Origin of the sequence: Streptomyces crystallinus (assembly GCF_039521265.1) — a bacterium.
GTDB classification, from domain to species: domain Bacteria; phylum Actinomycetota; class Actinomycetes; order Streptomycetales; family Streptomycetaceae; genus Streptomyces; species Streptomyces crystallinus.
In genome coordinates this window covers 1-26178 of record NZ_BAAACA010000010.1, presented here as the reverse complement: position 1 = coordinate 26178, position 26178 = coordinate 1, and the positions used below count along the sequence as shown (strand labels likewise).

The following is a 26178-nucleotide window of genomic DNA, read 5'->3' as shown; positions in this document are numbered from 1 at the left end:
TGTTAGGCCGGGCGGGTCCCCCGGAACCCCGCGGATCCCGCGGCGGGCGGGAGCTTTAGCATGTCGGAACCACGATGGGGGAGGCCCATGTCAGACAACCACGATCAGCCGTCGTCGGGCGCGGAGCCGGTGGATCCGTGGGCGCCGCCGGAGCGGAAGGGGGCGGCGGGGGTGCCTGATGCGTCGGTGCCTGGTGCTTCGGTTCCGCCCGGGCCTTCGGTGCCGCCGGTTTCGCTGGGGAAGCCGGATTCCTCGGCGGGGCCGGTGCATGATCAGCCGACTGTGGCGTCGATGCCGGGGGCGGATACGGGTGCGGGTGCGGGTTCGGGGGCTGTTCCGCCGCCGCCGGCCGCGCCCGGCGGTTACGGGTATCCGGCGGGGTACCCCGCCTACCCCGGTTACGGGTACGGCCACCCCGGCTGGACCGGTATGGGTACGCCGCTCAACGGCTTCGGGACGACCGCGCTGGTGCTGGGCATCCTGTCCGTCGTGCTGTTCTGCATGTGGGGCCTGGGGGTCGTCCTGGGCATCCTGGCGCTGATCTTCGGGTTCCTGGGGCGGGGGCGGGCGAAGCGCGGGCAGGCGACGAACGGGGGGCAGGCGCTGGCCGGGGTCATTCTCGGGGCGGTGGGGATTGTGGTGAGCGGGGTGTTTTTGGGGTTGATGATCTGGGCGGTGGTGAATGACGAGGGTGGGGATGACTCGTATCGGTACGATGACCCGTTCGCGACGTCGCTGGTGGTGAGGGAGGGCGCCCCCACCCCGCCCCTTCCCTAAACCCTCCGGGGGCGAACGGGGCCCCCGGGGCCCTCAGCCCCGGCCCCCCGAGCCCCACTCCCGGAGGCCTGCGGCCCCCCACACCGCGCTGCGCGTTTGCCTGCGGTACCCGCATCCCGCTGCGCGTTTGTCTGCCGCTCGGTGGTGGGCTGGTCGCGCAGTTCCCCGCGCCCCTGAGGGCACGGGGCCTGCGGCCCCTGTGCCCCGCACCCCTGATCGCCGCAGGAGCCGCACCCCCTAGGGGCGCGGGGAACTGCGCGAGAAGCGGCCACGGTCCGCACCCGACCGAGGGTTTAGGGGCGCGGGAACTGCGCGGGAAGCGGCCACGGTCTGCACTCGACCGAGGGTTTGGGGGCGCGGGGAACTGCGCGAGCAACCCTCCACGGCCTGCGGGCGGGCACCGGGCCCCACCCGCACCGGCACACGCCCCCCCGGCCGAGGGGTTTAGGGGAGGGGCGGGGTGGGGGACGCGTCCCCGGCCAGCAAAGCCCGGGCTTCCATCAGCGCGAACCCCAACAAGTTCTCCCCCCGCCACCGCCCCGGATCCCCCGCCTCCGGCGCGTCCGCCGCCAGGCCGATTCCCCAGACCCGGTCCAGCGGGCTCGCCTCCACCAGGACCCGCGTCCCCGTGGACAGCAGATAGGCCCGCAGCGCAGGCGACTGGCCGAACTTGTGGAGCGAGCCGGCCAGGACGATCCCGTACCGCTCGCGCCGCCAGACGGACTCGTCGAAGCCCCGCACCAGGCGCCCCGCCTTCTTCGCCTCCGCCGGAGTCCGCGCCGCCAGCGCCGCCCGCTCCGCCTCTGCGTCGGCGAAGAGGCGGGCCTTGGCGGCCATCATCCAGTGCTCCGCCGTCGCGTACTCCACCCCGTCCACCGTGAACGGCGAAGGCCACCACTGGCTGAAACAGCTCGGCCCCAGACTCCCGTCCCGCCGGGGCGTGTGGCCCCAGAAGTGCAGAAACTTGACCCTTTCACCATCCTTGACCTGCGCGATCAAATTGTCGATCTTCTCCATACACGCGAGTCTGGCATCCGCCACTGACACTCCGTACGGGTATTTACGGCCTGACCCGACACATGGTCGACAGATTCCGTCGCGTAACCAAAAGGCAACAACGGAATCACTTGTTGGTCAGATGCCGCTCTGTCAGGATCGGCACTCAAATCGAGCTGGAGCTACGGAGACCGTGAGCGAGATGGGCAACAGCAACAGCAGTCGCTTCCCGGCGCAGGACCGTTTCGAAGGCGGCGCCCAGTACATCGGCGGGCGCCTCGCGCCCGGCACCTCCGGGCGCAAGCAGGACGTCGTCGACCCCGCCACGGGGCAGACCGTGTACACGTACGAACTGGCCGGGTCGGGTGACGTGGACACCGCCGTCGCCGCCGCGAAGGAGGCCTTCCCGGGGTGGGCCGGTGCCACCCCCGCCGAGCGCTCCGACGCACTGCACCGCTTCGCCGCCGTCCTCGCCGACCGCGCGGAGGAGTTCGCGCAGGCCGAGTCCCTCCAGTGCGGCAAGCCGATCAAGCTCAGCCGGGAGTTCGACGTCCCCGGGACCGTCGACAACACCGCGTTCTTCGCGGGGGCCGCCCGCCACCTCCAGGGGCAGTCCGCCGGGGAGTACTCGGGCGACCACACCTCGTACGTACGCCGCGAGGCCCTCGGGGTCGTCGGGTCCATCGCTCCCTGGAACTACCCCCTCCAGATGGCCGCCTGGAAGGTCCTCCCGGCCGTCGCCGCCGGCAACACCATCGTCCTCAAGCCCGCCGAGATCACCCCGCTGACCTCGCTCCTCTTCGCCCAGGCCGCCTCTGTCGCCGGGATTCCCGACGGGGTCATCAACATCGTCTCCGGTGGGGGGCGTGAGGCGGGGGAGCACCTCGTCGCGCACCCCGACGTCGTCATGACCTCCTTCACCGGGTCCACCGCCGTCGGCAGGCGCGTCGCCGAGATCGCCACCGCCACCGTCAAGCGCACCCATCTGGAGCTCGGCGGCAAGGCGCCCTTCGTCGTCTTCGACGACGCCGACCTGGAGGCCGCCGTGCACGGCGCGGTCGCCGCCTCCCTCATCAACTCCGGCCAGGACTGCACCGCCGCCACGCGCGCGTACGTACAGCGGCCGCTGTACGACGCCTTCGTGGCCGGGGTCGCCGATCTGATGGCGACCGTCCGGGTCGGTGATCCCTTCGACCCCGCCACCGACCTGGGCCCGCTGATCAGCCACGTCCACCGCGACCGGGTCGCCGGTTTCGTCGAGCGCGCCCGCTCCTACGCCCGGATCGTCACCGGCGGCCGGGCCCCCGACAGCGAGGGCGCCTTCTATCTGCCGACGCTGATCGCCGACGCGCCGCAGGGCAGCGAGGCCGTGCAGTCCGAGATCTTCGGGCCGGTGCTCGCCGTGCTGCCCTTCGACTCCGACGACGAGGGCATCCGGCTCGCCAACGACACCCCCTACGGCCTCGCCGCCTCCGCCTGGAGCCGGGACGTCTACCGGGCGGGCCGCGCCACCCGGGAGATCAAGGCCGGGTGCGTCTGGGTCAACGACCACATTCCGATCATCAGCGAGATGCCGCACGGCGGCTACAAGGCGAGTGGCTACGGAAAGGACATGTCGGCGTACTCCTTCGAGGAATACACGCAGGTCAAGCATGTGATGTATGACAACACGGCGGTCGCCGCGAAGGACTGGCACCGCACGATCTTCGGGGACCGATAAAGCATCCGATCAGCGGCGCCGCCGCGTGGCGGCCGCCTGACCAGCGGCCGCCACCTCCACCCGAAAGGGCACACAGCGCATGGAGCAGTACGAGCCGGACCGTCTGTCCGGGGCCCAACTGGCCGCCATACAGCGCAGCCTGACCAGCGGCCGGGGCGCCCTGACCCGCCGTTCGCTGATGCGGGCCATGGGCTTCGGCGCGCTCGCCGTCGGCGGCCTGGCCGGGCTCGCCGGGTGCGGCATCCCGGCCGCCAAGAAGGAGGGCGGCCAGGCCCCGGCCTCGGACGACCACTCGGCCGCGGAGAAGGTGATCAACTTCTCCAACTGGACCGAGTACATGGACGTCAGCGACGACAAGAAGCACCGGCCGACGCTGGACGGCTTCGTCCGGCGGACCGGCATCCAGGTCAAGTACACCGAGGACATCAACGACAACGTCGAGTTCTTCGGCAAGATCAAGCCGCAGCTCGCGGCCGGCCAGGACATCGGCCGCGACCTCATCGTGGTCACCGACTGGCTGGCCGGACGGCTCATCCGGTTCGGCTGGGCGCAGAAGCTCGACGCGTCGAAGCTGCCGCACGCCTTCGCCAACCTCTCCGCGCCCTTCCGCACCCCCGACTGGGACCCGGGCCGGGCCTACTCCTACCCGTGGACCGGTATCCCCGCCGTCATCGCGTACAACTCCAAGGCGACCGGCGGCAGGACCGTCGACTCGGTCACCCAGCTGCTCGACGACCCCACGCTCAAGGGCCGGGTGGGCTTCCTCACCGAGATGCGCGACACCGTCGGGATGACCCTGCTCGACATGGGCAAGGACCCGGCGAACTTCACCGACGCCGACTACGACGCGGCGATCGGACGGCTCCAGAAGGGCGTCGACAAGAAGCAGATCCGGCGCTTCACCGGCAACGACTACACCGGCGACCTGGACAAGGGCGACATCGCCGCGTGTGTGGCCTGGGGCGGCGACATCACCCAGCTGCGCACCGACAACCCGGACATCAAGTACGCGATCCCGGCGGCCGGCTACATGCTCTCCAGCGACAACCTGCTGGTCCCCGCGAAGGCCCGGCACCGCTCCAACGCCGAGCGACTGATCGACTACTACTACGAGCCGCCGGTCGCGGCCAAGCTCGCCGCGTACATCAACTACGTGTGCCCGGTCGACGGCGTGCGCGAGGAGCTGACCAGGATCGACCCGGAGCTGGCCGGGAACACGCTGATCCTGCCCGACAAGGCCATGGCCGCCAAGGCGCACTCCTTCCGCTCGCTCAGCAGCGAGGAGGAGACGAAGTACGAGGAGAAGTTCGCCAAGCTCATCGGCGCGTGACAGCGGGCCCGCGCCCCGGGCCGCCCCGCCCCCCCACACCCTCCCCTCATCCCCTCTCCACCCCTGGGATCGCAACCCATGACTGACGACAAGAACGACGGCGGCGACGTCCGCCTCACCGGGATCAGCAAGACGTACGGCTCCTTCACCGCCGTCCATCCGCTCGAACTGACCGTCCCGCAGGGCTCGTTCTTCGCCCTCCTCGGCGCCTCCGGGTGCGGCAAGACCACCACTCTGCGCATGATCGCCGGCCTTGAGGAGCCCACCACCGGGACCGTCTTCCTCGGCGACCGGGACGTCACCGCGCTGCCGCCCTACAAGCGGCCGGTGAACACCGTCTTCCAGTCGTACGCGCTCTTCCCGCATCTGAACGTCTCCGAGAACGTCGCCTTCGGGCTGCGCCGCCGGGGCATCAAGTCGGTGAAGAAGCAGGTCGACGACATGCTGGAGCTCGTCCAGCTCGGCGACTTCGCGGGGCGCAAGCCGCACCAGCTCTCCGGCGGCCAGCAGCAGCGCGTGGCGGTCGCCCGCGCGCTCATCAACCACCCGCAGGTGCTGCTCCTCGACGAGCCGCTCGGCGCCCTCGACCTCAAGCTGCGCCGCCAGATGCAGCTGGAGCTCAAGCGCATCCAGACCGAGGTCGGCATCACCTTCGTGCACGTCACCCACGACCAGGAGGAGGCCATGACCATGGCCGACACGGTCGCGGTGATGAACGGCGGCCGCGTCGAGCAGCTCGGCGCGCCCGCCGACCTCTACGAGAACCCCAGGACCACGTTCGTGGCGAACTTCCTCGGCACCTCCAACCTCATCGAGGCCGAGGTCGTCGAAAGGAGCGGCGAGGACGTGCTGGTCACGGCGGGCGGTGCCAAGCTGCGGCTGCCCGGGGAGCGATGTTCGGCCCCGGCAACCGGCGGCGGCAAGCTCCTCGTGGGCGTGCGCCCCGAGAAGATCTCGCTCGCCCACCGGGACGACGAGGGCTCGATAGCGGAAGGCCGCAACCGGGTCCCCGGCCGCATCGTCGACTCCTCCTTCATCGGCGTCTCCACGCAGTACCTCATCGACTCCCCGGCAGGTCAGGGGCTCTCGGTGTACGAGCAGAACATCGAGCGCGACACCCGGCTGGTGCCCGGCGCCGAGGTCGTCCTGCACTGGAACCCCGCGCACACCTTCGGCCTCGACGCGGCGCAGGCGATCGACGCGGGCGTGGAGAAGGTCGAGGACGCCGCGTGAGCGCCCTGACCGAGGCGCCCCCGGCCGCCGACCTCCCCGTACGCAAGGCGTCGGTCCGCAAGCGGCTGGTGCCCTACTGGCTGCTGGTGCCCGGCCTGCTCTGGCTGATCGTCTTCTTCGCGCTGCCGCTGGTCTACCAGGCCTCCACCTCGGTGCAGACCGGCACCCTGGAGAAGGGCTTCCAGGTCACCTGGCACTTCCAGACCTACTGGGACGCGTTCAAGGAGTACTACCCGCAGTTCGTGCGCTCCCTGCTGTACGCGGGCACGGCGACCGTGCTGTGTCTGCTGCTCGGGTATCCGCTCGCGTATCTGATCGCCTTCAAGGCGGGGCGCTGGCGCAATGTGATCCTGGTGCTGGTCATCGCGCCGTTCTTCACCAGCTTCCTGATCCGCACGCTCGCCTGGAAGACGATCCTGGCGGACGGCGGTCCGGTGGTCCACGCGCTGAACTCGCTGCACGTGCTGGACGTGACGAGCTGGCTGGGCTTCACCGAGGGCGACCGGGTGCTGGCCACGCCGATGGCGGTGGTCTGCGGTCTCACGTACAACTTCCTGCCGTTCATGATCCTGCCGCTGTACACCTCGCTGGAGCGGATCGACTCCCGGCTGCACGAGGCCGCGGGCGATCTGTACGCGACCCCCGCGACCACCTTCCGCAAGGTCACCTTCCCGCTCTCCATGCCCGGTGTCGTCTCGGGCACGCTGCTCACCTTCATCCCGGCGAGCGGCGACTACGTCAACGCCGAACTGCTCGGTTCCACCGACCAGAAGATGGTCGGCAACGTCATCCAGTCGCAGTTCCTGCGGGTCCTCGACTATCCGACGGCCGCCGCCCTCTCCTTCATCCTCATGGCGATCGTGCTGGTCATGGTCACCGTCTACATCCGCCGAGCCGGGACGGAGGACCTGGTCTGATGCGCTGGCTCCGACGCAACGTCATCGTCATCGCGGGGCTCGCCACCCTCGCGTACCTGATCCTGCCGAACGTCGTCGTGATGGTGTTCTCGTTCAACAAGCCGAACGGGCGCTTCAACTACTCCTGGCAGCGGTTCTCCACCGACGCCTGGAAGGACCCCTGCGGCGTCGCCGACATGTGCGGCTCGCTCTCGCTCTCGCTCCAGATCGCCGCCTGGGCGACGGTCGGGGCGACCGTCCTCGGCACGATGATCGCCTTCGCGCTGGTGCGCTACCGGTTCCGGGCGCGCGGCGCGATCAACTCGCTGATCTTCCTGCCGATGGCGATGCCCGAGGTCGTCATGGCCGCCTCGCTGCTCACGCTCTTCCTCAACCTGGGCGCGCAGCTGGGCTTCTGGACCATCCTCATCGCGCACATCATGTTCTGTCTGAGCTTCGTGGTGACGGCGGTCAAGGCGCGGGTGATGTCGATGGACCCGAGGCTCGAAGAGGCCGCGCGCGACCTCTACGCGGGGCCGGTCCAGACGTTCGTGCGGGTCACCCTGCCGATCGCGGCCCCCGGGATCGTCGCGGGCGCGCTGCTCGCCTTCGCGCTCTCCTTCGACGACTTCATCATCACCAACTTCAACGCGGGCTCCACCGTGACGTTTCCCATGTTCGTCTGGGGATCGGCGCAGCGGGGCACGCCCGTTCAGATCAATGTCATCGGTACGGCGATGTTCGTCATCGCCGTGGTGGTGGTCGTCGCCGGCCAGCTCGCCGCGAACCGGCGCGCCAACAGTGCCAAAGCCTGAGCAGTAACTGACCCGAACCCTTCGAGGGAGTTGGAAGTCATGGCCGTCTCCCGAGCCATGCGCAGTGCGGCAGCCCATTCACTCACGGACGCCCAGCCCGTCCCCTTCTGGCTGGAGGACCCGGGCAGGCCCGCCCCCCACCCCGCCCTCGCGGGCGACGAGCGGTGCGACCTGCTCGTCGTCGGCGGCGGCTACAGCGGACTGTGGACCGCGCTCCTGGCCAAGGAGCGCGACCCCGGCCGCGATGTGGTCCTCATCGAGGGCAAGGAGATCGGCTGGGCGGCCTCGGGCCGCAACGGCGGCTTCTGCGCCGCCTCCCTCACCCACGGCCTGGGCAACGGCCTGGCCCGCTGGCCGGACGAACTGCCCCGGCTGGAGAAGCTGGGCGCGGCCAACCTCGACGCCATCGAGGCGGCCGTCGCCCGCTACTCGCTGGACTGCGACTTCGAGCGCACCGGCGAGATCGACGTGGCCACCGAGCCGCACCAGCTCGACGAGCTGCACGAGATGTACGAGGAGGCGGTGGACCTCGGCTTCGAGGGCCTGGAACTGCTCGACCAGGACGCGATGCGGGCCGAGGTCCACTCGCCGACCTTCCTCGGCGGCCTGTGGGACCGGCGCGGTGTCGCGATGCTGCACCCCGCCAAACTCGCCTGGGGCCTCAAGCGCGCCTGTCGGGAACTCGGCGTACGGATCTACGAGCACACCCCCGGCCTCGATCTGGTCGCGGCCGGACCGGGCATGGCGGTGCGCACCCCGTACGGGCGGATCCGGGCCCGCCGGGTGGCGCTCGGCACCAATGTGTTCCCGTCGCTGGTCAAGCGGGTACGCGCGTACACCGTGCCGGTCTACGACTACGCCCTGATGACCGAGCCGCTCACCGACGAGCAGCTCGCCTCCGTCGGCTGGAAGAACCGCCAGGGCCTGGGCGACTCGGCCAACCAGTTCCACTACTTCCGGATCACCGCCGACCAGCGGATCCTGTGGGGCGGTTACGACGCGATCTACAAGTACGGCGGGAAGGTGCGGGCCGAGTACGACGACCGGCCCGCCACCTACCTCAAGCTGGCCGAGCACTTCTTCCGCTGCTTCCCGCAGCTGGAGGGGCTGCGTTTCAGCCATGCCTGGGGCGGGGCGATCGACACCTGCTCGCGCTTCTCGGCGTTCTTCGGTACGGCCCACGGGGGCAAGGTCGCGTACGCCGCCGGGTACACCGGCCTCGGCGTCGGCGCGACCCGCTTCGGCGGGGACGTGATGCTCGACCTGCTGGCGGGGGAGCGCACCGAGCGCACGGAGCTGGAGATGGTCCGCAAGAAGCCGCTGCCGTTCCCGCCGGAGCCGGTCGCCTGGGCGGGCATCGGCATCACCAAATGGGCGCTGGCCCGGGCCGACGCGAACGGCGGCCGCCGGAACCTGTGGCTGAAGGCGATGGACCGGGCGGGCCTGGGCTTCGACAGCTGACCGTCACCTCTTCAACTAGATCATTTCGCTCCCGTCCACGCCGGGGGCGCACAACCCGCGATCATGGCGCGCCCCGGTTCACTACCGACAAGTAGCGAAACCCGCGTCATAGCCGGGCCGCACCCCGCTCTCCATACGTGACCGCGCAACTCCGCGCTCACGGAAGGAAGACCGGGTGATGAATGGCTCCGGCCCGAAGACAGCGGTGGAATGGCTGGCGTCGGTGGCGCCGGATCCCGACGCCTGCCGGTGGGAGTGGGAGCGCAACCCCCTCGGGGTCGCGCTGCTGCCCGCCGGCAGGCGCTGGGACGTACTGATCCTGCCGGGCGAACTGGGGCACCCCGCGCTCGACGTACTGCTCAGGCTCGTGGACCGGCCCGGCCCGGTCCTCGCCGACTTCGGCGACGCGCGCCTGGGCTTCTTCGTGCCCCCCGGCACCGCCGCGCGCTGGCTCGGCACCGGGGTGCGCGGGGCCGGGCAGGGGACCTGGATCGTGGTCCCCTACCCCGGCCGGATCACCGGCGGGGTGCGCTGGCTGGTCCCGCCCGACGGCTCGGGCACCCTCACCGACCCGGCGCTGCTGGAGCTCGCGATGCACGAGGCGGCGGCGCGGATCGCACGGGAGGAACGGGACTGAACGGGTGCTGCCCACCACCGGAGGACCGCGAACCGGCGGACCGCTGTCAGAGGTCTTGACAACCCGATTGGTCTGGACCACATTGTGGCGGGCTCGGACTCATCCCCGCCGTTCCCGGATCCGCCCGCCCCGCCCGGATCCGATTCCCCCCTGCCCGGAGGACGTTGTGGACCGCACCGGACGCCTTGCCAGAACCTCCAGACCCCCCAGACTCCTCGCCGCCGTCACGGCGGCCGTCCTCGCCGCGGGCGCGCTGGTCGCCTCCGCACAGACCGCCCGCGCCGCCGACACCGAACTGGCCCGCAACGGCGGCTTCGAAGCCGCGCTCGACGGCTGGAGCTGTACGGCCGGCAGCGGCGCGGCGGTCAGCTCGCCCGTGCACGGCGGGGCAGGGGCGCTCAAGGCCACCCCGGCCGGGAGCGACAACGCCCAGTGCTCCCAGACCGTCACGGTCAAGCCCGGCTCCACGTACACCCTGAGCTCGTACGTCCAGGGGAGTTACGTCTATCTGGGCGCCCTCGGCACCGGTACCACCGACGTCAGCACCTGGACCCAGTCGGCGCCGTCCTGGCAGCGGCTGGCCACCACCTTCACGACCGGCGCCACGACCACCTCGGTGACCATCTACACGCACGGCTGGTACGGCACCGGCGCCTACTACGCCGACGACGTCAGCCTGCTGGGCCCCGGCGGCGGGCCCGTCCAGCTCCCCGGCGCCCCCACCGGGCTCACCGCGGGCTCCGCGACCTCCTCCAGCATCGCCCTGAGCTGGGCGGCCGTGCCCGGCGCCACCGGCTACAACATCTACCAGGGCGGCTCCAAGGTCCTCTCGGTGAGCGGGACTTCGGCCACCGTGACGGGTCTGGCCGCGTCCACCGCGTACACCTTCCAGGTCACCGCCGCCAACACGGCGGGCGAGTCCCCGAAGTCGGCGGCCGTCACCGCCTCCACCACCAGCGGCGGGGGAGGCAACCCGGGCGGCGGTCTGCCGACACACGCGCTCGTCGGCTATCTGCACGCCAGTTTCGCCAACGGCTCCGGCTACACCCGGATGGCCGACGTCCCCGACTCCTGGGACGTCATCGACCTGGCCTTCGGCGAGCCGACCTCGGTCACCTCCGGCGACATCCGGTTCAGCCTCTGCCCGGTGAGCGAGTGCCCCGGGGTGGAGTCCGCCGCCGAGTTCAAGGCCGCCGTCAAGGCCAAGCAGGCCGCGGGCAAGAAGGTGCTGATCTCCATCGGCGGCCAGAACGGCCAGGTCCAGCTCGCCACCACGGCCGCCCGGGACACCTTCGTCTCGTCCGTCTCGAAGATCATCGACGAGTACGGACTCGACGGCCTGGACGTCGACTTCGAGGGCCACTCGCTCGCGCTGAACACCGGTGACACGGACTTCCGCAACCCGACCACGCCCGTGGTCGTGAACCTCATATCGGCGCTGAAGACCCTCAAGGCCAAGTACGGCGCGAAGTTCGTGCTGTCGATGGCCCCGGAGACGTTCTTCGTGCAGCTCGGCTACCAGTACTACGGCTCGGGCCCCTGGGGCGGCCAGGACCCGCGCTGCGGCGCCTATCTGCCGGTGATCCACGCGCTGCGCGACGACCTGACGCTGCTGCACGTCCAGGACTACAACTCGGGCTCCATCATGGGCCTGGACAACCAGTACCACTCGATGGGCGGCGCGGACTTCCACATCGCCATGACCGACATGCTGCTCACCGGCTTCCCGGTGGCGGGGGACACCAGCCGGATGTTCCCGGCGCTCCGCCCCGACCAGGTCGCCATCGGCCTCCCGGCGTCCACCAACGCGGGCAACGGCTACACCGCGCCCGCCGAGGTCACCAAGGCCCTGGACTGCCTGACCAGGAAGGCGAACTGCGGCTCGTACCAGACCCATGGGAGCTGGCCGGGGCTGCGCGGGCTGATGACCTGGTCCGTCAACTGGGACCGGTTCAACGGCGCGGAGTTCTCGAAGAACTTCGACGCATACCCGTGGAGCTGAGCAGCAGGAGCATCCCGCACAGGCAGCCGCTCGCCAGCACGTCCAGGGGCCAGTGGTAGCCGTGCAGCACCAGACCGGTGCCCGTCGCCGCGGTGAGCACTCCCGCGGCGGCGGGCATCACCCATGTCCGGCGCGCGGCGGTGTACCGGGCGAGCAGCAGGGCCGCGCCGCCGTACGCCACCATCGCGGTCGCCGTGTGGCCGGACGGGTAGTAGCCGGTGTCCGAGGTGAGCGGGCCCGCGCGGTCGGTCCAGATCTTCAGCGGGACGACCAGCGCCGGGACCAGGGCCATGGTGACGGCCGTGATCAGCGCGTCGACGCGGGCCCCGCGCCACACCGCGTACCCGAGGGCGAGGGCCAGGACCGGCAGGGCGACGGGCATGGAGCCCAGGTCGGCCAGCACCTCGGCCAGGCCCTGCGGGCCGCGGCCCGCGAGCCGGCCGTCCAGGCGCTCGTCGAGGCGGCGCAACGGGCCGTCGGCGACGACCTGCCAGGTGAGGAGCGCGAAGAGCGCCGCGAGAGCGGCGAAGAGGAAAGCCGGCCGCCCCGGAACAGGGGGGGAGGTTCCGGGGCGGCCGGCTCGACCGGTGTGCCGTACGCCCCGGGGGGTGTGGGGCGGACGGCCATCCGATCGGTGAGGAGTTCCGGAGCCAGAGGCTCCAGCGGTGTGCGCCAGGGCACGACCAGAACGAGGCTGGGGATGCGCCGCCCTGGAGCCGCCCGCAGTCCCCTGCGGGCGAGGTGTTTCTCTCATCCGCAGAAACCGTACGGCAGCGGGCGGGGGGACCGACAGCCGGAACGCCATAGCGCCATCGGCCCCCCACACGTTCTTCACAGGCCGGTTCCCCGCCCTGTGATGAGCCGTTGATCAGCCCGTTGATCAGAGCGCGGCGAGGGCCTGCTCGATGACGTCGAGGCCCTCGTTCAGCAGGTCCTCGCCGATGACCAGCGGCGGCAGGAAGCGCAGCACGTTGCCGTAGGTGCCGCAGGTCAGGACCAGCACGCCCTCCGCGTGGCAGGCCTTGGCGAGCGCCGCGGCGGCGGCCGCGTGCGGCTCCTTGGTGGCGCGGTCCTGGACCAGCTCGATGGCGATCATGGCGCCGCGGCCGCGGATGTCGCCGATGATGTCGAACTTCTCGGCCATGGCGGAGAGGCGGCCCTTCATGACCTCCTCGATGCGCTTGGCCTTGCCGTTGAGGTCGAGCTCCTTCATGGTCTCGATCGCACCGAGCGCGCCGGCGCAGGCCACCGGGTTGCCGCCGTAGGTGCCGCCGAGGCCGCCGGCGTGCGCGGCGTCCATGATCTCGGCGCGGCCGGTCACGGCGGACAGCGGCAGACCGCCCGCGATGCCCTTGGCGGTGGTGATCAGGTCCGGGACGATGCCCTCGTCCTCACAGGCGAACCACTGGCCGGTGCGGCAGAAGCCGGACTGGATCTCGTCGGCGACGAAGACGATCCCGTTGTCCTTGGCGAACTGGGCGATCGCGGGCAGGAAGCCCTTGGCGGGCTCGATGAAGCCGCCCTCGCCGAGGACCGGCTCGATGATGATGGCGGCGACGTTGTCGGCGCCGATCTGCTTGGTGATGTTGTCGATCGCCTGGGCGGCGGCCTCGGGGCCGCAGTTCTCGGCGCCGGTCGGCCAGCGGTAGCCGTAGGCGACCGGGACGCGGTAGACCTCGGGCGCGAACGGGCCGAAGCCGTTCTTGTACGGCATGTTCTTGGCGGTCAGGGCCATCGTCAGGTTGGTACGGCCGTGGTAGCCGTGGTCGAAGACGACGACGGCCTGGCGCTTGGTGTACGCACGGGCGATCTTGACGGCGTTCTCGACGGCCTCGGCGCCGCTGTTGAACAGCGCGGACTTCTTGGCGTGGTCGCCCGGGGTGAGCTCGGCGAGGGCCTCGGCGACCTCGACGTAACCCTCGTACGGCGTGACCATGAAGCACGTGTGGGTGAAGTCCGCGAGCTGCGCGGAGGCGCGGCGCACGACGGCCTCGGCGGAGGCGCCGACGCTGGTCACGGCGATGCCGGAGCCGAAGTCGATCAGACGGTTGCCGTCGACGTCCTCGATGATGCCGCCGCCCGCGCGGGCGGTGAAGACGGGCAGGGTGGAGCCCACGCCGGCCGCGACCGCGGCGAGGCGGCGCTCCTGCAGCTCCTGCGACTTGGGGCCGGGGATCGCGGTGACGATGCGGCGCTCCTGCGGGATCGCGGTCATGGGGGCTCCTGGAGGATCTGGGGGTGTTATCGGACGCTTCCGTGGCTTTCTTCGCAGGCTAAGGGTGGGGAGCTGGCGCGGGCATGCGCCGTTCGGGAGTGGTGCGGGTGTGTCGTTGTCCGTCGCGGACATAGTGGCCCGGCCTTTGTCTGCGGGCCGGTGGCCGCTTCTCGCGCAGTTCCCCGCGCCCCTCGAGTGCGCCCCTGCGGGGCGCCCAACCCCCGATCGCCCCGCAGGGGCGCCTTTTAGGGGCGCGGGGAGCTGCGCGAGCAACCCACCACTCAGCCGCAGACAAAGACCGGGCGTGCTCCCCCCGTAAGGGCCCCGTTCCGTTTAGATTGGCCGCTGGACTCCGTAACGGACCTGGCTGGTCAGGGGGCAAAGGGTCGATGGACAGCGAAGGCACGCACGACGCACGGGGTACCGAGGCGCGGCCGGTGCCGCGTCCTGCCGCGCCGCCGCCCGTCCCGGCGCTGCCGCCCGCCTTCCCGCCGCAGCCCGCCCGGCCCCCCGGGCGCCCGGCGCTGGGCGAGTGGCTGCGGACCCCGCGCGCGGCCGCCGAGCCGGGGCTGTGGCGGTACGGGCACAAGCCGCGCCCCACCGGCGCCGTGCACCGCGTGCCCGACCGCCAGCTGCTCAGCGGCGCCGTGATCGCGCTGCTCGCGGCGGTCCTGGTCTGGTCGCTGTGGCGCAACGGCTATGTGCCGCACCGCAGGGTGCCGTTGGAGCTGTTCACCCCGTCCGACTGGTGGGAGCCCTTCCACCGCAAGCCCCCCGCCGCGCTGACCGCGCTCGCCGCGTACAACAGCCTGGTCGCGGTCGCCGTCATCTACGTCTTCGGGCACTTCGGCAACTGGCGCGAGGTCTTCCGGCGGTACGCGGTGGACCACCCGCAGCCCGCGCGCGCGGTCCGCACCGCTCTGGTGGCCGTCGCCCTGGCCTGGTTCGTCATCTGGGCCGACGACTGGCTCCCCTTCTACTCGCTCGCCTTCGGCGTGGTGCCGCACTCGTGGATCTTCAGCGACGACCCGGTGGCCACCAAGGACGCCACCGACACGGTCACCACCGTCTACCACGTGCTGGTGGTCGCGGCCGCGCTGTGGGTCTGCGGCCGGGCCGGTGACTGGCTCGGGCTCTTCCGCGAGCGCACCGGCCGGGCCCCGAGCGGCCCGGCGCCCGCCGGCCCCACCGACCGCGGCCCCGCGGACTGGCCCCAGCTGCGCGAGGCCGGGCAGCACGCGGCCGCCGACCGGCTGGCCGCCGACGCCGAGAGCGGCCGGATGAACGACGTGGACTGCGCCCGCGTCCGCCGCGCCTGGGCCTCGGTCGTCGCCGACCCGGCCCGGCTCCCGGCGTTCACCGACGCCGTGCTGCGCGACGGCTCCCGCGCCTGTCTGCACCCCTCCGGCGACCGCGACCTGCCCGCCCGCACCGCCACCCACGACCTGCTCACCTCCCAGGTCAGGATCGGCCGGTACGCCGACCTGGAGAACAACCCGCCCGCCCGCCGGGGCGCGGGTGCCGCCGTCGACCCGGCGGCGCTCGGCACCTCGCTGCTCGCCCTCGGCCCCTCCGGCGCGGGCAAGACCCGCCATCTGGTGCGGCCCGTGGTGGAGTCGCTGGCGCTCCAGGCGCTCGCCGGGCAGGCCGCCGTGGTCGCCGTCGGTGCCGCGGGCACCCCGCTGGGCGCCGACGAGGCGTACGACGTGATCGTGCGGCCCGGCGACCCGGCCTCCGAGTACGACCTCGACCTCTACGGCGGCACGGTCGACCCCGACGAGGCCGCCGCCCTGCTCGCCGAGGGCTGCGCCGGGGACCTGCCCGACGCCGACGTGCGGCGCGCCGCGACCGCGCTCGCCCAGCTCCTCGGCCCCTACCGGGCGGCGTACGGCCGCTTCCCCTCGCTGCCCCGGCTGCGTGAGCTCCTCGACGGCTCCGGCGACGCGCTCGACGAACTCCGCGCCGACCTCGACCGCGAGGCGCACCCCGCACTCCACCGCGAACTGGACGCGCGGGTGCGGCAGGCCGACGTCCCCGGCGACCCGGGTCTGCTCCTCGCGGACCGGCTGGCGCCGCTGGACCGGCCCGCCTTCGCCGCCTTCTTCGACACCACCGGCCACAGCCGCCCGTTCTCGCTGCGCGCCCTGGAGCACCCCGTACGGGTCAGGGTCGACCTGCCCGAGCGGGCGCACCCGGAGGCGGCGCGGCTGCTGAACCGGCTGCTGCTCGCGCAGTTCACCACGAACGCCCTGGCCCGCCAGGACCGCTCGCTCTTCGCCTGTCTGGTCCTGGACGACGCCACGCACGCGGTCACCGCCGGTTCCGTACGGGCCCTGCAACGGCTGCGGCAGGCCAACGCCGGGGTGGTGCTCACGCTGCGGGCGCTCGCCGACGTACCGGAGCGGCTGCACACCTCGCTGCTCGCCTCGGTCGGCTGCCACATGGCGTTCCGCGGGATCACCACCTGGGACGGGCAGCTCCTGTCGCAGCTGTGGGGCACCGAGTGGGTCGAGACGACGGAGGTCGCCCAGCACGCGGTCTTCGCTGACCAGCCGCTGACCCGGGCGCTGCACTCGCTGCGCAAGCTGGCCACGGGCAAGGCGGTGACCCGGGACGCGGTGACCGTGCGCAAGGTCGAGCGGGAGCGCTGGTCGGCCTCGCAGCTCGCCCACCAGGTGCCCGCCGGGCACGCGGTGCTCTCCCTCACCGACGTCGGGGGCGAGCACGCGCCACCGCTCCTGGTGGACCTGCGGGGCTGAGAACCGCTGGAACCGCCTTCTCGGGTGCGCCCGGACCCCGCCGTCCTGGCAGAATCGGGATGCGCCGTTCATACGGGATGGCGCATTCCCCCCACACCCCCTCGAAGGTCGTCGAAGCTCCCCATGCCGCCCACCCTCGCCTCCCTGGTCCAGCACTCGGCGCTGAAGCTCACCGTGCGCGCGGGCGAGGACCGGCTGGACACGCCGGTGCGCTGGGCGCACGTCAGCGAGCTCGCCGACCCCGTCCCGTACATGGAGGGCGGCGAACTCCTCCTCATCACCGCGATGACGCTGGACGCCGAGGACCCGCAGGCCATGCGCCGCTATGTGCGGCGTCTGGCCGGCGCGGGGGTCGTCGGGCTCGGCTTCGCGGTCGGCGTCACCTATGACACGGTGCCGGACGCCCTGCTCGACGCGGCCCGCGCCGAGGACTTCCCGCTCCTGGAGGTGCCGCGCCGCACCCCGTTCCTGGCGATCTCCAAGGCCGTCTCGGCGGCGATCGCGGCCGACCAGTACCGGGCGGTGACGGCGGGCTTCGAGGCCCAGCGCGAGCTGACCCGGGCCGCGCTCGCGGGCCCCGGCGAACTGCTCGCCCGGCTCGCGGCGCACGTGGACGGGTGGGCCGCGCTGTACGACACCTCGGGCGCGGTGGTCGCGGTGCAGCCGGAGTGGGCGGGGCGGCGGGCGGCCCGGCTCACCGCCGACGTGGCCCGGCTGCGCGACCGGGCGGCGCCCGCCAGCGCGGTGGTCGGCGGCTCGGACGACCGCGTCGAGCTCCAGTCGCTCGGTACCGGGCGGCGGGTGCGGGGCGCGCTCGCGGTCGGTACGGGGGCGCCGCTCGGGACGGCCGAGCGGTACGCCGTGCACTCCGCGGTCGCGCTCCTCACCCTCACCACGGAACGGACCCGGGCCCTCCAGCTCGCCGAGCAGCGCCTGGGCGCGGCGGTGCTGCGGATGCTGCTGTCCGGGCAGCAGGACCACGCCCGGGCGGTGGCGGGCGATCTCTACGGCGACCTCCTCGACGCCCCCTTCCGGCTCGTCATCGCCGAGGCGGCGGGGGAGTCGGCCGACCTCGGGGTGCTCGCCGAGGCGATGGAGTCGGCGGCGGCGCGGGCCGGGGAGGCGGTCCTGGTGGTGCCGGAGGGCGAGCGGCTGGTGGTGCTGGCGGCCGACGGCGGCGACGCGGTGGCGGCGTGCGTCTCCTTCGCCCCGGAGGAGGGCGCCGAACTCGTCACCGGTCTCTCCGCCCCCGCCGGGCCGATAGCGGCCGCCTCCGCCTACAAGCAGGCCGAGCAGGCCCTCTCGGTGGCCCGGCGTCGGGGCCGCCCGCTCGTGGAGCACGAGGAGCTGGTGGCGGGCTCGCTGGTGCCGCTGCTCGCGGACGACGCGGTACGGGCGTTCGCGGACGGGATGCTGCGGGCGCTGTACGAGCACGACGCGACGGGGCGGGGGGATCTGGTGGCGTCGCTGCGGGCGTGGTTGTCGCGGCACGGGCAGTGGGACGCGGCGGCGGCGGACCTGGGTGTGCACCGGCACACTCTGCGGTACCGGATGCGGCGGGTGGAGGAGATTCTGGGGCGGTCGCTGGACGACCCGGATGTCCGGATGGAGCTGTGGCTGGCACTGAAGGCGACGACGTCGCCGGAGACGTGAATCTCTCCCCACCCCGCCCCTTCCCTAGACCCTCCGGGGGTGGGTGGGGGCTGACCCCCGGGCCCCTGGGCGGGGCTGCGCCCCTGCACCCCCTTATGCGTTCGCGGCTGAGTGGGTGGCTGGTCGCGCAGTTCCCCGCGCCCCTTGGGTAGTCGGCCGCAGCCGGAGAACGCAGCTCAGCCACAGGCGCTTTTAGGGGCGCGGGGAACTGCGCGAGCAACCGGCCACGCAGCCGCAGACGAACGAGGCTTTTCAGGGGCGCGGGGAACTGCGCGAGCGACCGGCCACGGCCCGCAGACGAACGACGCTTTTCAGGGGCGCGGGGAACTGCGCGAGCAGCCCACCACCGGGCCGCAGTCGAACGTGCAGCGGAATGCACAGGGCGGGGCCCTCCAAAAGGGTGCGGGCCGAGGCCGTACCACTCCAACCCGGACAACCCCCCTCCCGCCCGCCCCGGCCTACCGTGGGAGGGACAAGCCACAAGAACCCAACCTCGGAAGGGCCGGGATTCGTATGACTTCCACCCATGCCTTCTGGCTCGCCGGCCGCCAGGCCACCGGTGAGGACAGCTTCGACGTCACCTCCCCCTGGGACGGCCGGCTCGTCGGCAAGGTGAGCGTGCCCACCGAGGCCCAGGTCGAGGAGGCCGTCGCCGCGGCGCACGCCGTGGTCGACGAGTTCGCCGCGACCCCCGCGCACGTACGCGCCGCGGCCCTCGACCACGTCTCCAAGCGCCTCGCCGAGCGCACCGAGGAGATCGCCCAGCTGATCTCCGCCGAGAACGGCAAGCCCATCAAGTGGGCCCGCGGCGAGGTCGGCCGTGCCGTCTCGGTGTTCCGGTTCGCGGCCGAGGAGGCCCGGCGCTTCAACGGCGGCGAGGCCCAGCGCCTGGACACCGACGCCGGCGGCCAGGGCCGCTTCGCGCTGACCCGTCGCTTCCCCAAGGGCGTCGTCCTCGGCATCGCGCCGTTCAACTTCCCGCTGAACCTGTGCGCCCACAAGGTCGCCCCGGCCATCGCGGTGGGCGCGCCGATCATCCTCAAGCCCGCCCCGGCCACTCCGCTCTCCGGCCTCATCCTCGGTGAGCTGCTCGCCGAGACCGAGCTGCCCGCGGGCTCCTGGAGCATCCTGCCGGTCGCCAACGACAAGATGCCGGCCCTGGTGCAGGACGACCGCCTCCCGGTCATCTCCTTCACCGGCTCCGACAAGGTCGGCTACGCGATCATGGACTCGGTGCCGCGCAAGCACTGCACCCTGGAGCTCGGCGGCAACGGCGCTGCCGTCGTCCTGGCCGACTTCGCCTCGGACGCGGACCTGGACTGGGCGGCGACCCGTATCGCCACCTTCTCCAACTACCAGGGCGGCCAGTCCTGCATCTCCGTGCAGCGCGTGATCGCCGACGCCGCCGTCTACGACCGGCTGCTGCCGAAGATCGTCGCGGCCGTCGAGGCCCAGGTCACCGGTGACCCCTCCGACGCCTCCACCGACGTCGGCCCGCTGGTCAGCGAGGACGCCGCCAAGCGCGTCGAGTCCTGGGTCGACGAGGCCGTCTCGGCCGGCGCGAAGCTCCTCGCCGGCGGCAAGCGCGACGGCGCCTCCTACGCCCCGACCGTGCTCACCGAGGTCCCGGCCGACACCACCCTCGCCTGCGAGGAGGTCTTCGGACCGGTCCTCACCGTGCAGAAGGTGGACGGCGAGGAGGCGGCCTTCGCGGCCGTCAACTCCTCCAAGTACGGCCTCCAGGCAGGCGTCTTCACGCACAACCTGCAGACCGCCTTCCGCGCCCACCGCGCCCTGGAGGTCGGCGGCGTGATCATCGGCGACGTCCCCTCGTACCGCGCGGACCAGATGCCGTACGGCGGCGCCAAGGCCTCCGGCGTCGGCCGCGAGGGCGTGCGCTACGCGATGGACGACTACACGTACGAGCGCGTGCTGGTCCTGACGGGCCTCGCCCTCTAGGACGTGGGTACGCCACGGCCGGAGCCCGGCATCGGGCTCCGGCCGTTTCGCGTTCCAGGGGTGGTCGGGCCGCCGGGAATCGGGTACATACGGACGAGTAGCACTGTCCGGTAACGGGCGCGTGCGCGCGCCCCGCCAACCTCGCGGCGAGGAGAACCCCTCAATGACCGCACCACACGGCACACCGAAGGTCTCCGAGCGCGAAGCGCGCCGGGTCGCCGAAGCCGCGCGCGAGCAGGACTGGCGCAAACCGAGCTTCGCGAAGGAACTCTTCCTCGGGCGCTTCCGGCTCGACCTCATCCATCCGCACCCGCTGCCCGCGACCGAGGACGCGGAGCGCGGCGAGGCGTTCCTCGCCAAGCTGCGCGACTTCTGCGAGACGAAGATCGACGGCGCCCTGATCGAGCGCGAGTCGAAGATCCCCGACGAGGTGATCAACGGGCTCAAGGAGCTCGGCGCCCTCGGGATGAAGATCGACACCAAGTACGGCGGCCTCGGCCTCACCCAGGTGTACTACAACAAGGCGCTCGCGCTGGCCGGTTCCGCCAGCCCCGCGATCGGCGCGCTGCTCTCGGCCCATCAGTCGATCGGCGTACCGCAGCCGCTGAAACTCTTCGGCACCCAGGAGCAGCGCGACACCTTCCTGCCGCGCTGCGCCCGTACCGACATCTCCGCCTTCCTGCTCACCGAGCCGGACGTCGGCTCGGACCCGGCCCGGCTCGCCACCTCGGCGGTCCCGGACGGGGACGACGCCTACGTCCTGGACGGCGTGAAGCTCTGGACCACCAACGGTGTCGTCGCGGACCTGCTGGTCGTCATGGCGCGGGTGCCGAAGTCCGAGGGGCACAAGGGCGGCATCACCGCCTTCGTCGTCGAGGCCGACTCGCCCGGCATCACCGTGGAGAACCGCAACGCCTTCATGGGCCTGCGCGGCCTGGAGAACGGCGTGACCCGCTTCCACCAGGTCCGGGTCCCGGCATCGCACCGCATCGGCCCCGAGGGCGCCGGGCTGAAGATCGCCCTGACCACGCTGAACACCGGCCGCCTGTCGCTGCCCGCGATGTGCGTCGGCGCCGGGAAGTGGTGTCTGAAGATCGCCCGCGAGTGGTCGGCGGCGCGCGAGCAGTGGGGCAAGCCGATCGCCCAGCACGAGGCCGTCGGCAGCAAGATCTCCTTTATCGCGGCCACCACCTTCGCCCTGGAGGCGGTGCTCGACCTCTCCTCGCAGATGGCCGACGAGGACCGCAACGACATCCGCATCGAGGCCGCCCTCGCCAAGCTCTACGGCTCCGAGATGGCCTGGCTGATGGCCGACGAGCTGGTGCAGATCCGCGGCGGGCGCGGCTTCGAGACCGCCGACTCGCTGGCCGCCCGGGGCGAGCGGGCCGTACCGGCCGAGCAGATCCTGCGCGATCTGCGCATCAACCGGATCTTCGAGGGCTCCACCGAGATCATGCACCTGCTGATCGCGCGCGAGGCCGTCGACGCCCACCTCTCGGTCGCGGGCGATCTCATCGACCCGGACAAGAAGCTGCCGGACAAGGCCAGGGCGGGCGCGAACGCCGCCGCCTTCTACGCCCGCTGGCTCCCCAAGCTCCTCTCCGGCCCGGGCCAACTGCCCAACTCCTACAGCGAGTTCGGCGACCTCGCCCAGCACATCCGGTACGTCGAGCGGTCCGCCCGCAAGCTGGCCCGCTCCACCTTCTACGCGATGTCGCGCTGGCAGGGCCGGATGGAGACCAAACAGGGCTTCCTCGGCCGGATCGTGGACATCGGCGCGGAACTGTTCGCGATGAGCGCCGCCTGTGTCCGGGCGGAGCTGCTGCGCACGACCGGCGCGCACGGCCGCGAGGCCCACCAGCTGGCCGACGTCTTCTGCCGCCAGGCCCGCATCCGGGTGGACGAGCTCTTCGAGCGGCTGTGGGCCAACACCGACGACCTCGACCGCAGGGTCGTCACCGGGGTGCTGGCGGGCTCGTACACCTGGCTGGAGGAGGGCGTCGTCGACCCGTCGGGCGAGGGCCCGTGGATCGCGGACGCGACCCCGGGACCGGCGAAGCGGGACAACGTCCACCGCCCGATCCGCTGAATCCGCCCGGCCGTTGGGACGCCGGGGAGGCGCGCTCCCCGGTGTCCCGGCGCCCCCGCGGGGCGCCGCGCGGCTCCGGCACGGGGGAGTGCTTTCCCGGCGCACAGCCGATGCGGCAAGAATGGGGGCATGAGCGACAGCCCAGCCCCCCTCGCCGACCCGCACATCGCCTTCGACACCACTGAAGGCCGCCGGGACATCGTCGTCCTCGGCTCCACCGGGTCCATCGGCACCCAGGCCATCGACCTGGTGCTGCGCAACCCCGACCGGTTCCGCGTCACCGCGCTCGCCGCGTCGGGCGGACGGGTCGCGCTCCTCGCCGAGCAGGCGCGCCGACTGCGGGTGCGCGCGGTCGCGGTCGCCCGGCCGGACGCGGTGCCCGCGCTGCGCGAGGCGCTGAAGGAGCAGTACGGCACCGAGCCGCTGCCCGAGATCCTCGCCGGCCCCGACGCGGCCACCGAGCTCGCCGCCTCCGCGTGCCACACCGTCCTCAACGGCATCACCGGTTCCATCGGCCTGGCGCCCACGCTGGCCGCCCTCACGGCGGGCCGCACCCTGGCGCTCGCCAACAAGGAGTCGCTGATCGTCGGCGGCCCCCTGGTGAAGGCGCTCGCGAAGCCCGGCCAGATCATCCCGGTCGACTCCGAGCACGCCGCCCTCTTCCAGTCCCTCGCCGCGGGCACCCGCGCCGACGTGCGCAAGCTGGTGGTCACCGCCTCCGGCGGCCCCTTCCGCGGCCGTACGCGCGCGGAGCTCGCGGACGTACGGCCCGAGGACGCCCTGGCGCACCCCACCTGGGCCATGGGCCCGGTGATCACCGTCAACTCGGCCACCCTGGTGAACAAGGGCCTGGAGGTCATCGAGGCCCATCTGCTGTACGACATCCCCTTCGAGCGCATCGAGGTCGTCGTGCACCCGCAGTCCTACGTCCACTCCATGGTCGAGTTCACCGACGGCTCCACCCTCGCCCAGGCCACCCCGCCGGACATGCGCGGCCCGATCGCCATCGGCATCGGCTGGCCCGAGCGGGTGCCGGACGCGGCCCCCGCCTTCGACTGGACCAAGGCGTCGAGCTGGGAGTTCTTCCCGCTGGACACCGAGGCCTTCCCCTCGGTCGGACTCGCCCGGCACGTCGGGGAGCTGGGCGGAACCGCTCCGGCGGTGTTCAATGCCGCGAACGAGGAGTGCGTGGACGCTTTCCTCGCGGGACGGCTGCCTTTCAACGGAATCATGGATACGGTCACAGAGGTCGTGGCCGAGCACGGCACCCCCGCCGAGGGAACTTCCCTCACGGTCTCGGACGTCCTGGAAGCGGAGACCTGGGCACGGGCCCGGGCTCGTGAACTCGCGGTGAAGGCGACAGCAAAGGCGCGCGCATGACGATTTTGATGACGGTCCTCGGCATAGTCGTCTTCGTGGTCGGCCTGCTCGTCTCGATCGCGTGGCACGAGCTGGGCCACCTCTCCACGGCCAAGATGTTCGGCATCCGGGTGCCGCAGTACATGGTCGGCTTCGGCCCGACCATCTGGTCGCGGAAGAAGGGCGACACCGAGTACGGCATCAAGGCCGTCCCCCTCGGCGGGTACATCCGTATGATCGGCATGTTCCCGCCCGGCGAGGACGGGCGGATCACCGCACGCTCCACCTCGCCCTGGCGCGGCATGATCGAGGACGCCCGCTCGGCGGCCTTCGAGGAGCTCCAGCCGGGCGACGAGACGCGCCTCTTCTACACGCGCAAGCCGTGGAAGCGCGTGATCGTGATGTTCGCCGGGCCGTTCATGAACCTGATCCTGGCCGTGGCGATCTTCTTCGGCGTGATGATGACGTTCGGCGTCAACACCCAGACCACCCAGGTGGGCAAGGTCTCCGACTGTGTGATCTCGCAGAAGGAGCAGCGCGACACCTGCAAGGCCTCCGACCCGGTGGCCCCCGCCAAGCAGGCCGGGCTGAAGGCGGGCGACAAGATCGTCGCGTTCAACGGCGAGAAGGTCGGCGACTGGTCGGCGCTGCAGAAGCACATCCGCGACACCATCGGCCCGGCCACGATCACCGTCCAGCGCGACGGCAAGCCGCTCGACCTGCACGCCAGCCTGATCAAGAACGACGTGGCGAAGATCGACGGCTCCGGCAACTACACCTCCGGCACCACCTCGGCGGGCTTCCTCGGCTTCAGCCCCGCCACCGGCATCGTCCAGCAGTCCTTCGGCCAGTCCGTGGACCGTATGGGCGACATGATGCGCTCCGGGGTGAAGTCGCTGGTCGCGATCCCCTCCAAGGTCCCGGACCTGTGGAACGCGGCCTTCAACGGCGAGGACCGCAAGGCCGACTCCCCGATGGGCGTCGTCGGCGCGGCCCGGGTCGGCGGCGAGGTGTTCACCCTCGACATCCCGCCGGAGAACCAGATCGCGATGATGCTGTTCCTGGTCGCCGGGTTCAACCTCTCGCTGTTCCTCTTCAACATGCTGCCGCTGCTGCCGCTGGACGGCGGGCACATCGCGGGCGCGCTGTGGGAGTCGCTGCGCCGCACGGTCGCGCGCGTCTTCAAGCGCCCCGACCCGGGCCCGTTCGACGTGGCGAAGCTGATGCCGGTGGCGTACGTGGTGGCCGGGATCTTCATCTGCTTCACGCTGCTCGTGCTGGTCGCGGACGTGGTGAACCCGGTGAAGATCTCCTAGTCGGATCTTCTGGTCGTACGCGTGTACGGGGCGGTCCGGATGCTTAACGTGCCCGGGCCGCCCCTTTGCGTGAACTCCGGGGGCGGGGTGTGCTGGGGCGCCCCGGGGTGCCGTAACCTCGAAGGCTGGAGCCCGCCGATCTCGGGACCTTGATCCACACCTTGGGGTTGCACAGCAGATGACTGCGATTTCACTGGGAATGCCGTCCGTACCGACCAGGCTGGCCGAGCGTCGCAAGAGCCGTCAGATCCAGGTCGGGTCGGTGGCGGTCGGCGGGGATGCTCCTGTGTCGGTGCAGTCGATGACGACGACGCGGACGTCGGACATCGGGGCGACGTTGCAGCAGATCGCGGAGCTGACGGCGTCGGGCTGTCAGATCGTGCGGGTGGCGTGTCCGACGCAGGATGATGCGGACGCGTTGGCGACGATCGCGAAGAAGTCGCAGATCCCGGTGATCGCGGATATTCATTTCCAGCCGAAGTACGTGTTCGCGGCGATCGATGCGGGCTGTGCGGCGGTGCGGGTGAATCCGGGCAATATCAAGCAGTTCGATGACAAGGTGAAGGAGATCGCGCGGGCGGCGAAGGACGCGGGGACGCCGATTCGTATCGGGGTGAACGCGGGGTCGCTGGATGCGCGGCTGCTGAGGAAGTACGGCAGGGCCACGCCGGAGGCGCTGGTGGAGTCGGCTCTGTGGGAGGCGTCGCTCTTCGAGGAGCACGATTTCCGGGACATCAAGATCTCGGTGAAGCACAACGATCCGGTGGTGATGGTCGAGGCCTACCGGCAGCTGGCGGCGCAGTGTGACTATCCGTTGCATTTGGGGGTGACGGAGGCGGGTCCGGCGTTCCAGGGGACGATCAAGTCGGCGGTGGCTTTCGGTGCGCTGTTGAGCCAGGGGATCGGTGACACGATCCGGGTGTCGTTGTCGGCGCCGCCGGCGGAGGAGATCAAGGTGGGG

19 protein-coding genes are annotated in these 26178 nt (G+C 71.6%); 16 read left to right on the top strand and 3 right to left on the bottom strand.

Annotated elements, in window-relative coordinates:
* Positions 1-87: 87 nt before the first annotated feature.
* A complete protein-coding gene (locus tag ABD236_RS09345) occupies positions 88-777 on the top strand; it encodes a DUF4190 domain-containing protein (protein WP_344072320.1) in 690 nt (229 codons plus the stop codon).
* Between the two features lie 444 nt (positions 778-1221).
* On the opposite strand, the gene ybiA is transcribed toward ABD236_RS09345, so the two are convergent.
* A complete protein-coding gene (gene ybiA, locus ABD236_RS09340) occupies positions 1222-1794 on the bottom strand; it encodes a riboflavin biosynthesis intermediates N-glycosidase (protein WP_344072317.1) in 573 nt (190 codons plus the stop codon).
* A gap of 181 nt (positions 1795-1975) precedes the next feature.
* Here ybiA and ABD236_RS09335 point away from each other — a divergent pair, with 181 nt between their 5' ends.
* From ABD236_RS09335 to ABD236_RS09300, 8 genes are all read left to right on the top strand, one after another.
* Positions 1976-3493 (top strand): gamma-aminobutyraldehyde dehydrogenase, encoded by a 1518-nt coding sequence (locus ABD236_RS09335; protein ID WP_344072347.1) that lies wholly within the window; start codon positions 1976-1978, stop codon positions 3491-3493.
* Between the two features lie 79 nt (positions 3494-3572).
* A complete protein-coding gene (locus ABD236_RS09330) occupies positions 3573-4823 on the top strand; it encodes a polyamine ABC transporter substrate-binding protein (RefSeq protein WP_344072315.1) in 1251 nt (416 codons plus the stop codon).
* 78 nt (positions 4824-4901) lie between these two features.
* Entirely contained in the window at positions 4902-6056 is a 1155-nt protein-coding gene (locus tag ABD236_RS09325) for an ABC transporter ATP-binding protein (protein ID WP_344072313.1), read from the top strand.
* Positions 6053-6973 (top strand): ABC transporter permease, encoded by a 921-nt coding sequence (locus ABD236_RS09320; RefSeq protein ID WP_344072310.1) that lies wholly within the window; start codon positions 6053-6055, stop codon positions 6971-6973. The genes ABD236_RS09325 and ABD236_RS09320 overlap by 4 nt, the downstream gene beginning before the upstream one ends.
* A complete protein-coding gene (locus tag ABD236_RS09315) occupies positions 6973-7767 on the top strand; it encodes an ABC transporter permease (RefSeq protein ID WP_344072307.1) in 795 nt (264 codons plus the stop codon). Before ABD236_RS09320 ends, ABD236_RS09315 begins: the two co-directional genes overlap by 1 nt.
* 39 nt (positions 7768-7806) lie before the next feature.
* Positions 7807-9228 carry an NAD(P)/FAD-dependent oxidoreductase gene (locus tag ABD236_RS09310; protein WP_344072305.1) on the top strand — a complete coding sequence of 474 codons (1422 nt, stop codon included), beginning with the start codon at positions 7807-7809 and terminating at the stop codon, positions 9226-9228.
* A 178-nt stretch (positions 9229-9406) separates the two neighbouring features.
* A complete protein-coding gene (locus ABD236_RS09305) occupies positions 9407-9865 on the top strand; it encodes a hypothetical protein (RefSeq protein ID WP_344072303.1) in 459 nt (152 codons plus the stop codon).
* 166 nt (positions 9866-10031) lie between these two features.
* Complete coding sequence (locus ABD236_RS09300) at positions 10032-11867, top strand: chitinase (protein ID WP_344072301.1); 1836 nt, start codon at positions 10032-10034, stop codon at positions 11865-11867.
* Here the strand turns inward: ABD236_RS09300 and ABD236_RS09295 are convergent.
* Positions 11818-12621, bottom strand: a complete 804-nt coding sequence (locus ABD236_RS09295; RefSeq protein WP_344072299.1) for a phosphatase PAP2 family protein — start codon at positions 12619-12621, stop codon at positions 11818-11820. The two genes, ABD236_RS09300 and ABD236_RS09295, sit on opposite strands and share 50 nt — an antisense overlap.
* A gap of 126 nt (positions 12622-12747) precedes the next feature.
* Complete coding sequence (gabT, locus tag ABD236_RS09290) at positions 12748-14082, bottom strand: 4-aminobutyrate--2-oxoglutarate transaminase (RefSeq protein WP_344072297.1); 1335 nt, start codon at positions 14080-14082, stop codon at positions 12748-12750.
* Positions 14083-14471: 389 nt separating this feature from the next.
* Here gabT and ABD236_RS09285 point away from each other — a divergent pair, with 389 nt between their 5' ends.
* From ABD236_RS09285 to ispG, 7 genes are all read left to right on the top strand, one after another.
* Positions 14472-16841: an ATP/GTP-binding protein gene (locus tag ABD236_RS09285; protein WP_344072295.1), complete on the top strand. Its 2370-nt coding sequence runs from the start codon at positions 14472-14474 to the stop codon at positions 16839-16841.
* Positions 16842-16964: 123 nt separating this feature from the next.
* Positions 16965-18494, top strand: a complete 1530-nt coding sequence (locus ABD236_RS09280; RefSeq protein ID WP_344072293.1) for a PucR family transcriptional regulator — start codon at positions 16965-16967, stop codon at positions 18492-18494.
* 513 nt (positions 18495-19007) lie between these two features.
* Entirely contained in the window at positions 19008-20453 is a 1446-nt protein-coding gene (locus ABD236_RS09275; RefSeq protein WP_344072290.1) for an aldehyde dehydrogenase family protein, read from the top strand.
* Positions 20454-20616: 163 nt separating this feature from the next.
* On the top strand, positions 20617-22542 hold the full coding sequence (locus ABD236_RS09270) for an acyl-CoA dehydrogenase family protein (RefSeq protein ID WP_344072288.1): 1926 nt from the start codon (positions 20617-20619) through the stop codon (positions 22540-22542).
* Between the two features lie 129 nt (positions 22543-22671).
* On the top strand, positions 22672-23922 hold the full coding sequence (gene dxr / locus ABD236_RS09265) for a 1-deoxy-D-xylulose-5-phosphate reductoisomerase (protein WP_344072286.1): 1251 nt from the start codon (positions 22672-22674) through the stop codon (positions 23920-23922).
* The gene (locus tag ABD236_RS09260) at positions 23919-25217 is read left to right on the top strand and encodes a M50 family metallopeptidase (protein ID WP_344072283.1); all 1299 of its coding nucleotides are present in this window, start codon (positions 23919-23921) and stop codon (positions 25215-25217) included. Before dxr ends, ABD236_RS09260 begins: the two co-directional genes overlap by 4 nt.
* Positions 25218-25395: 178 nt before the next feature.
* Positions 25396-26178 (top strand): flavodoxin-dependent (E)-4-hydroxy-3-methylbut-2-enyl-diphosphate synthase (gene ispG / locus ABD236_RS09255; protein ID WP_344072281.1); only part of this gene is annotated, 783 nt, incomplete at its 3' end.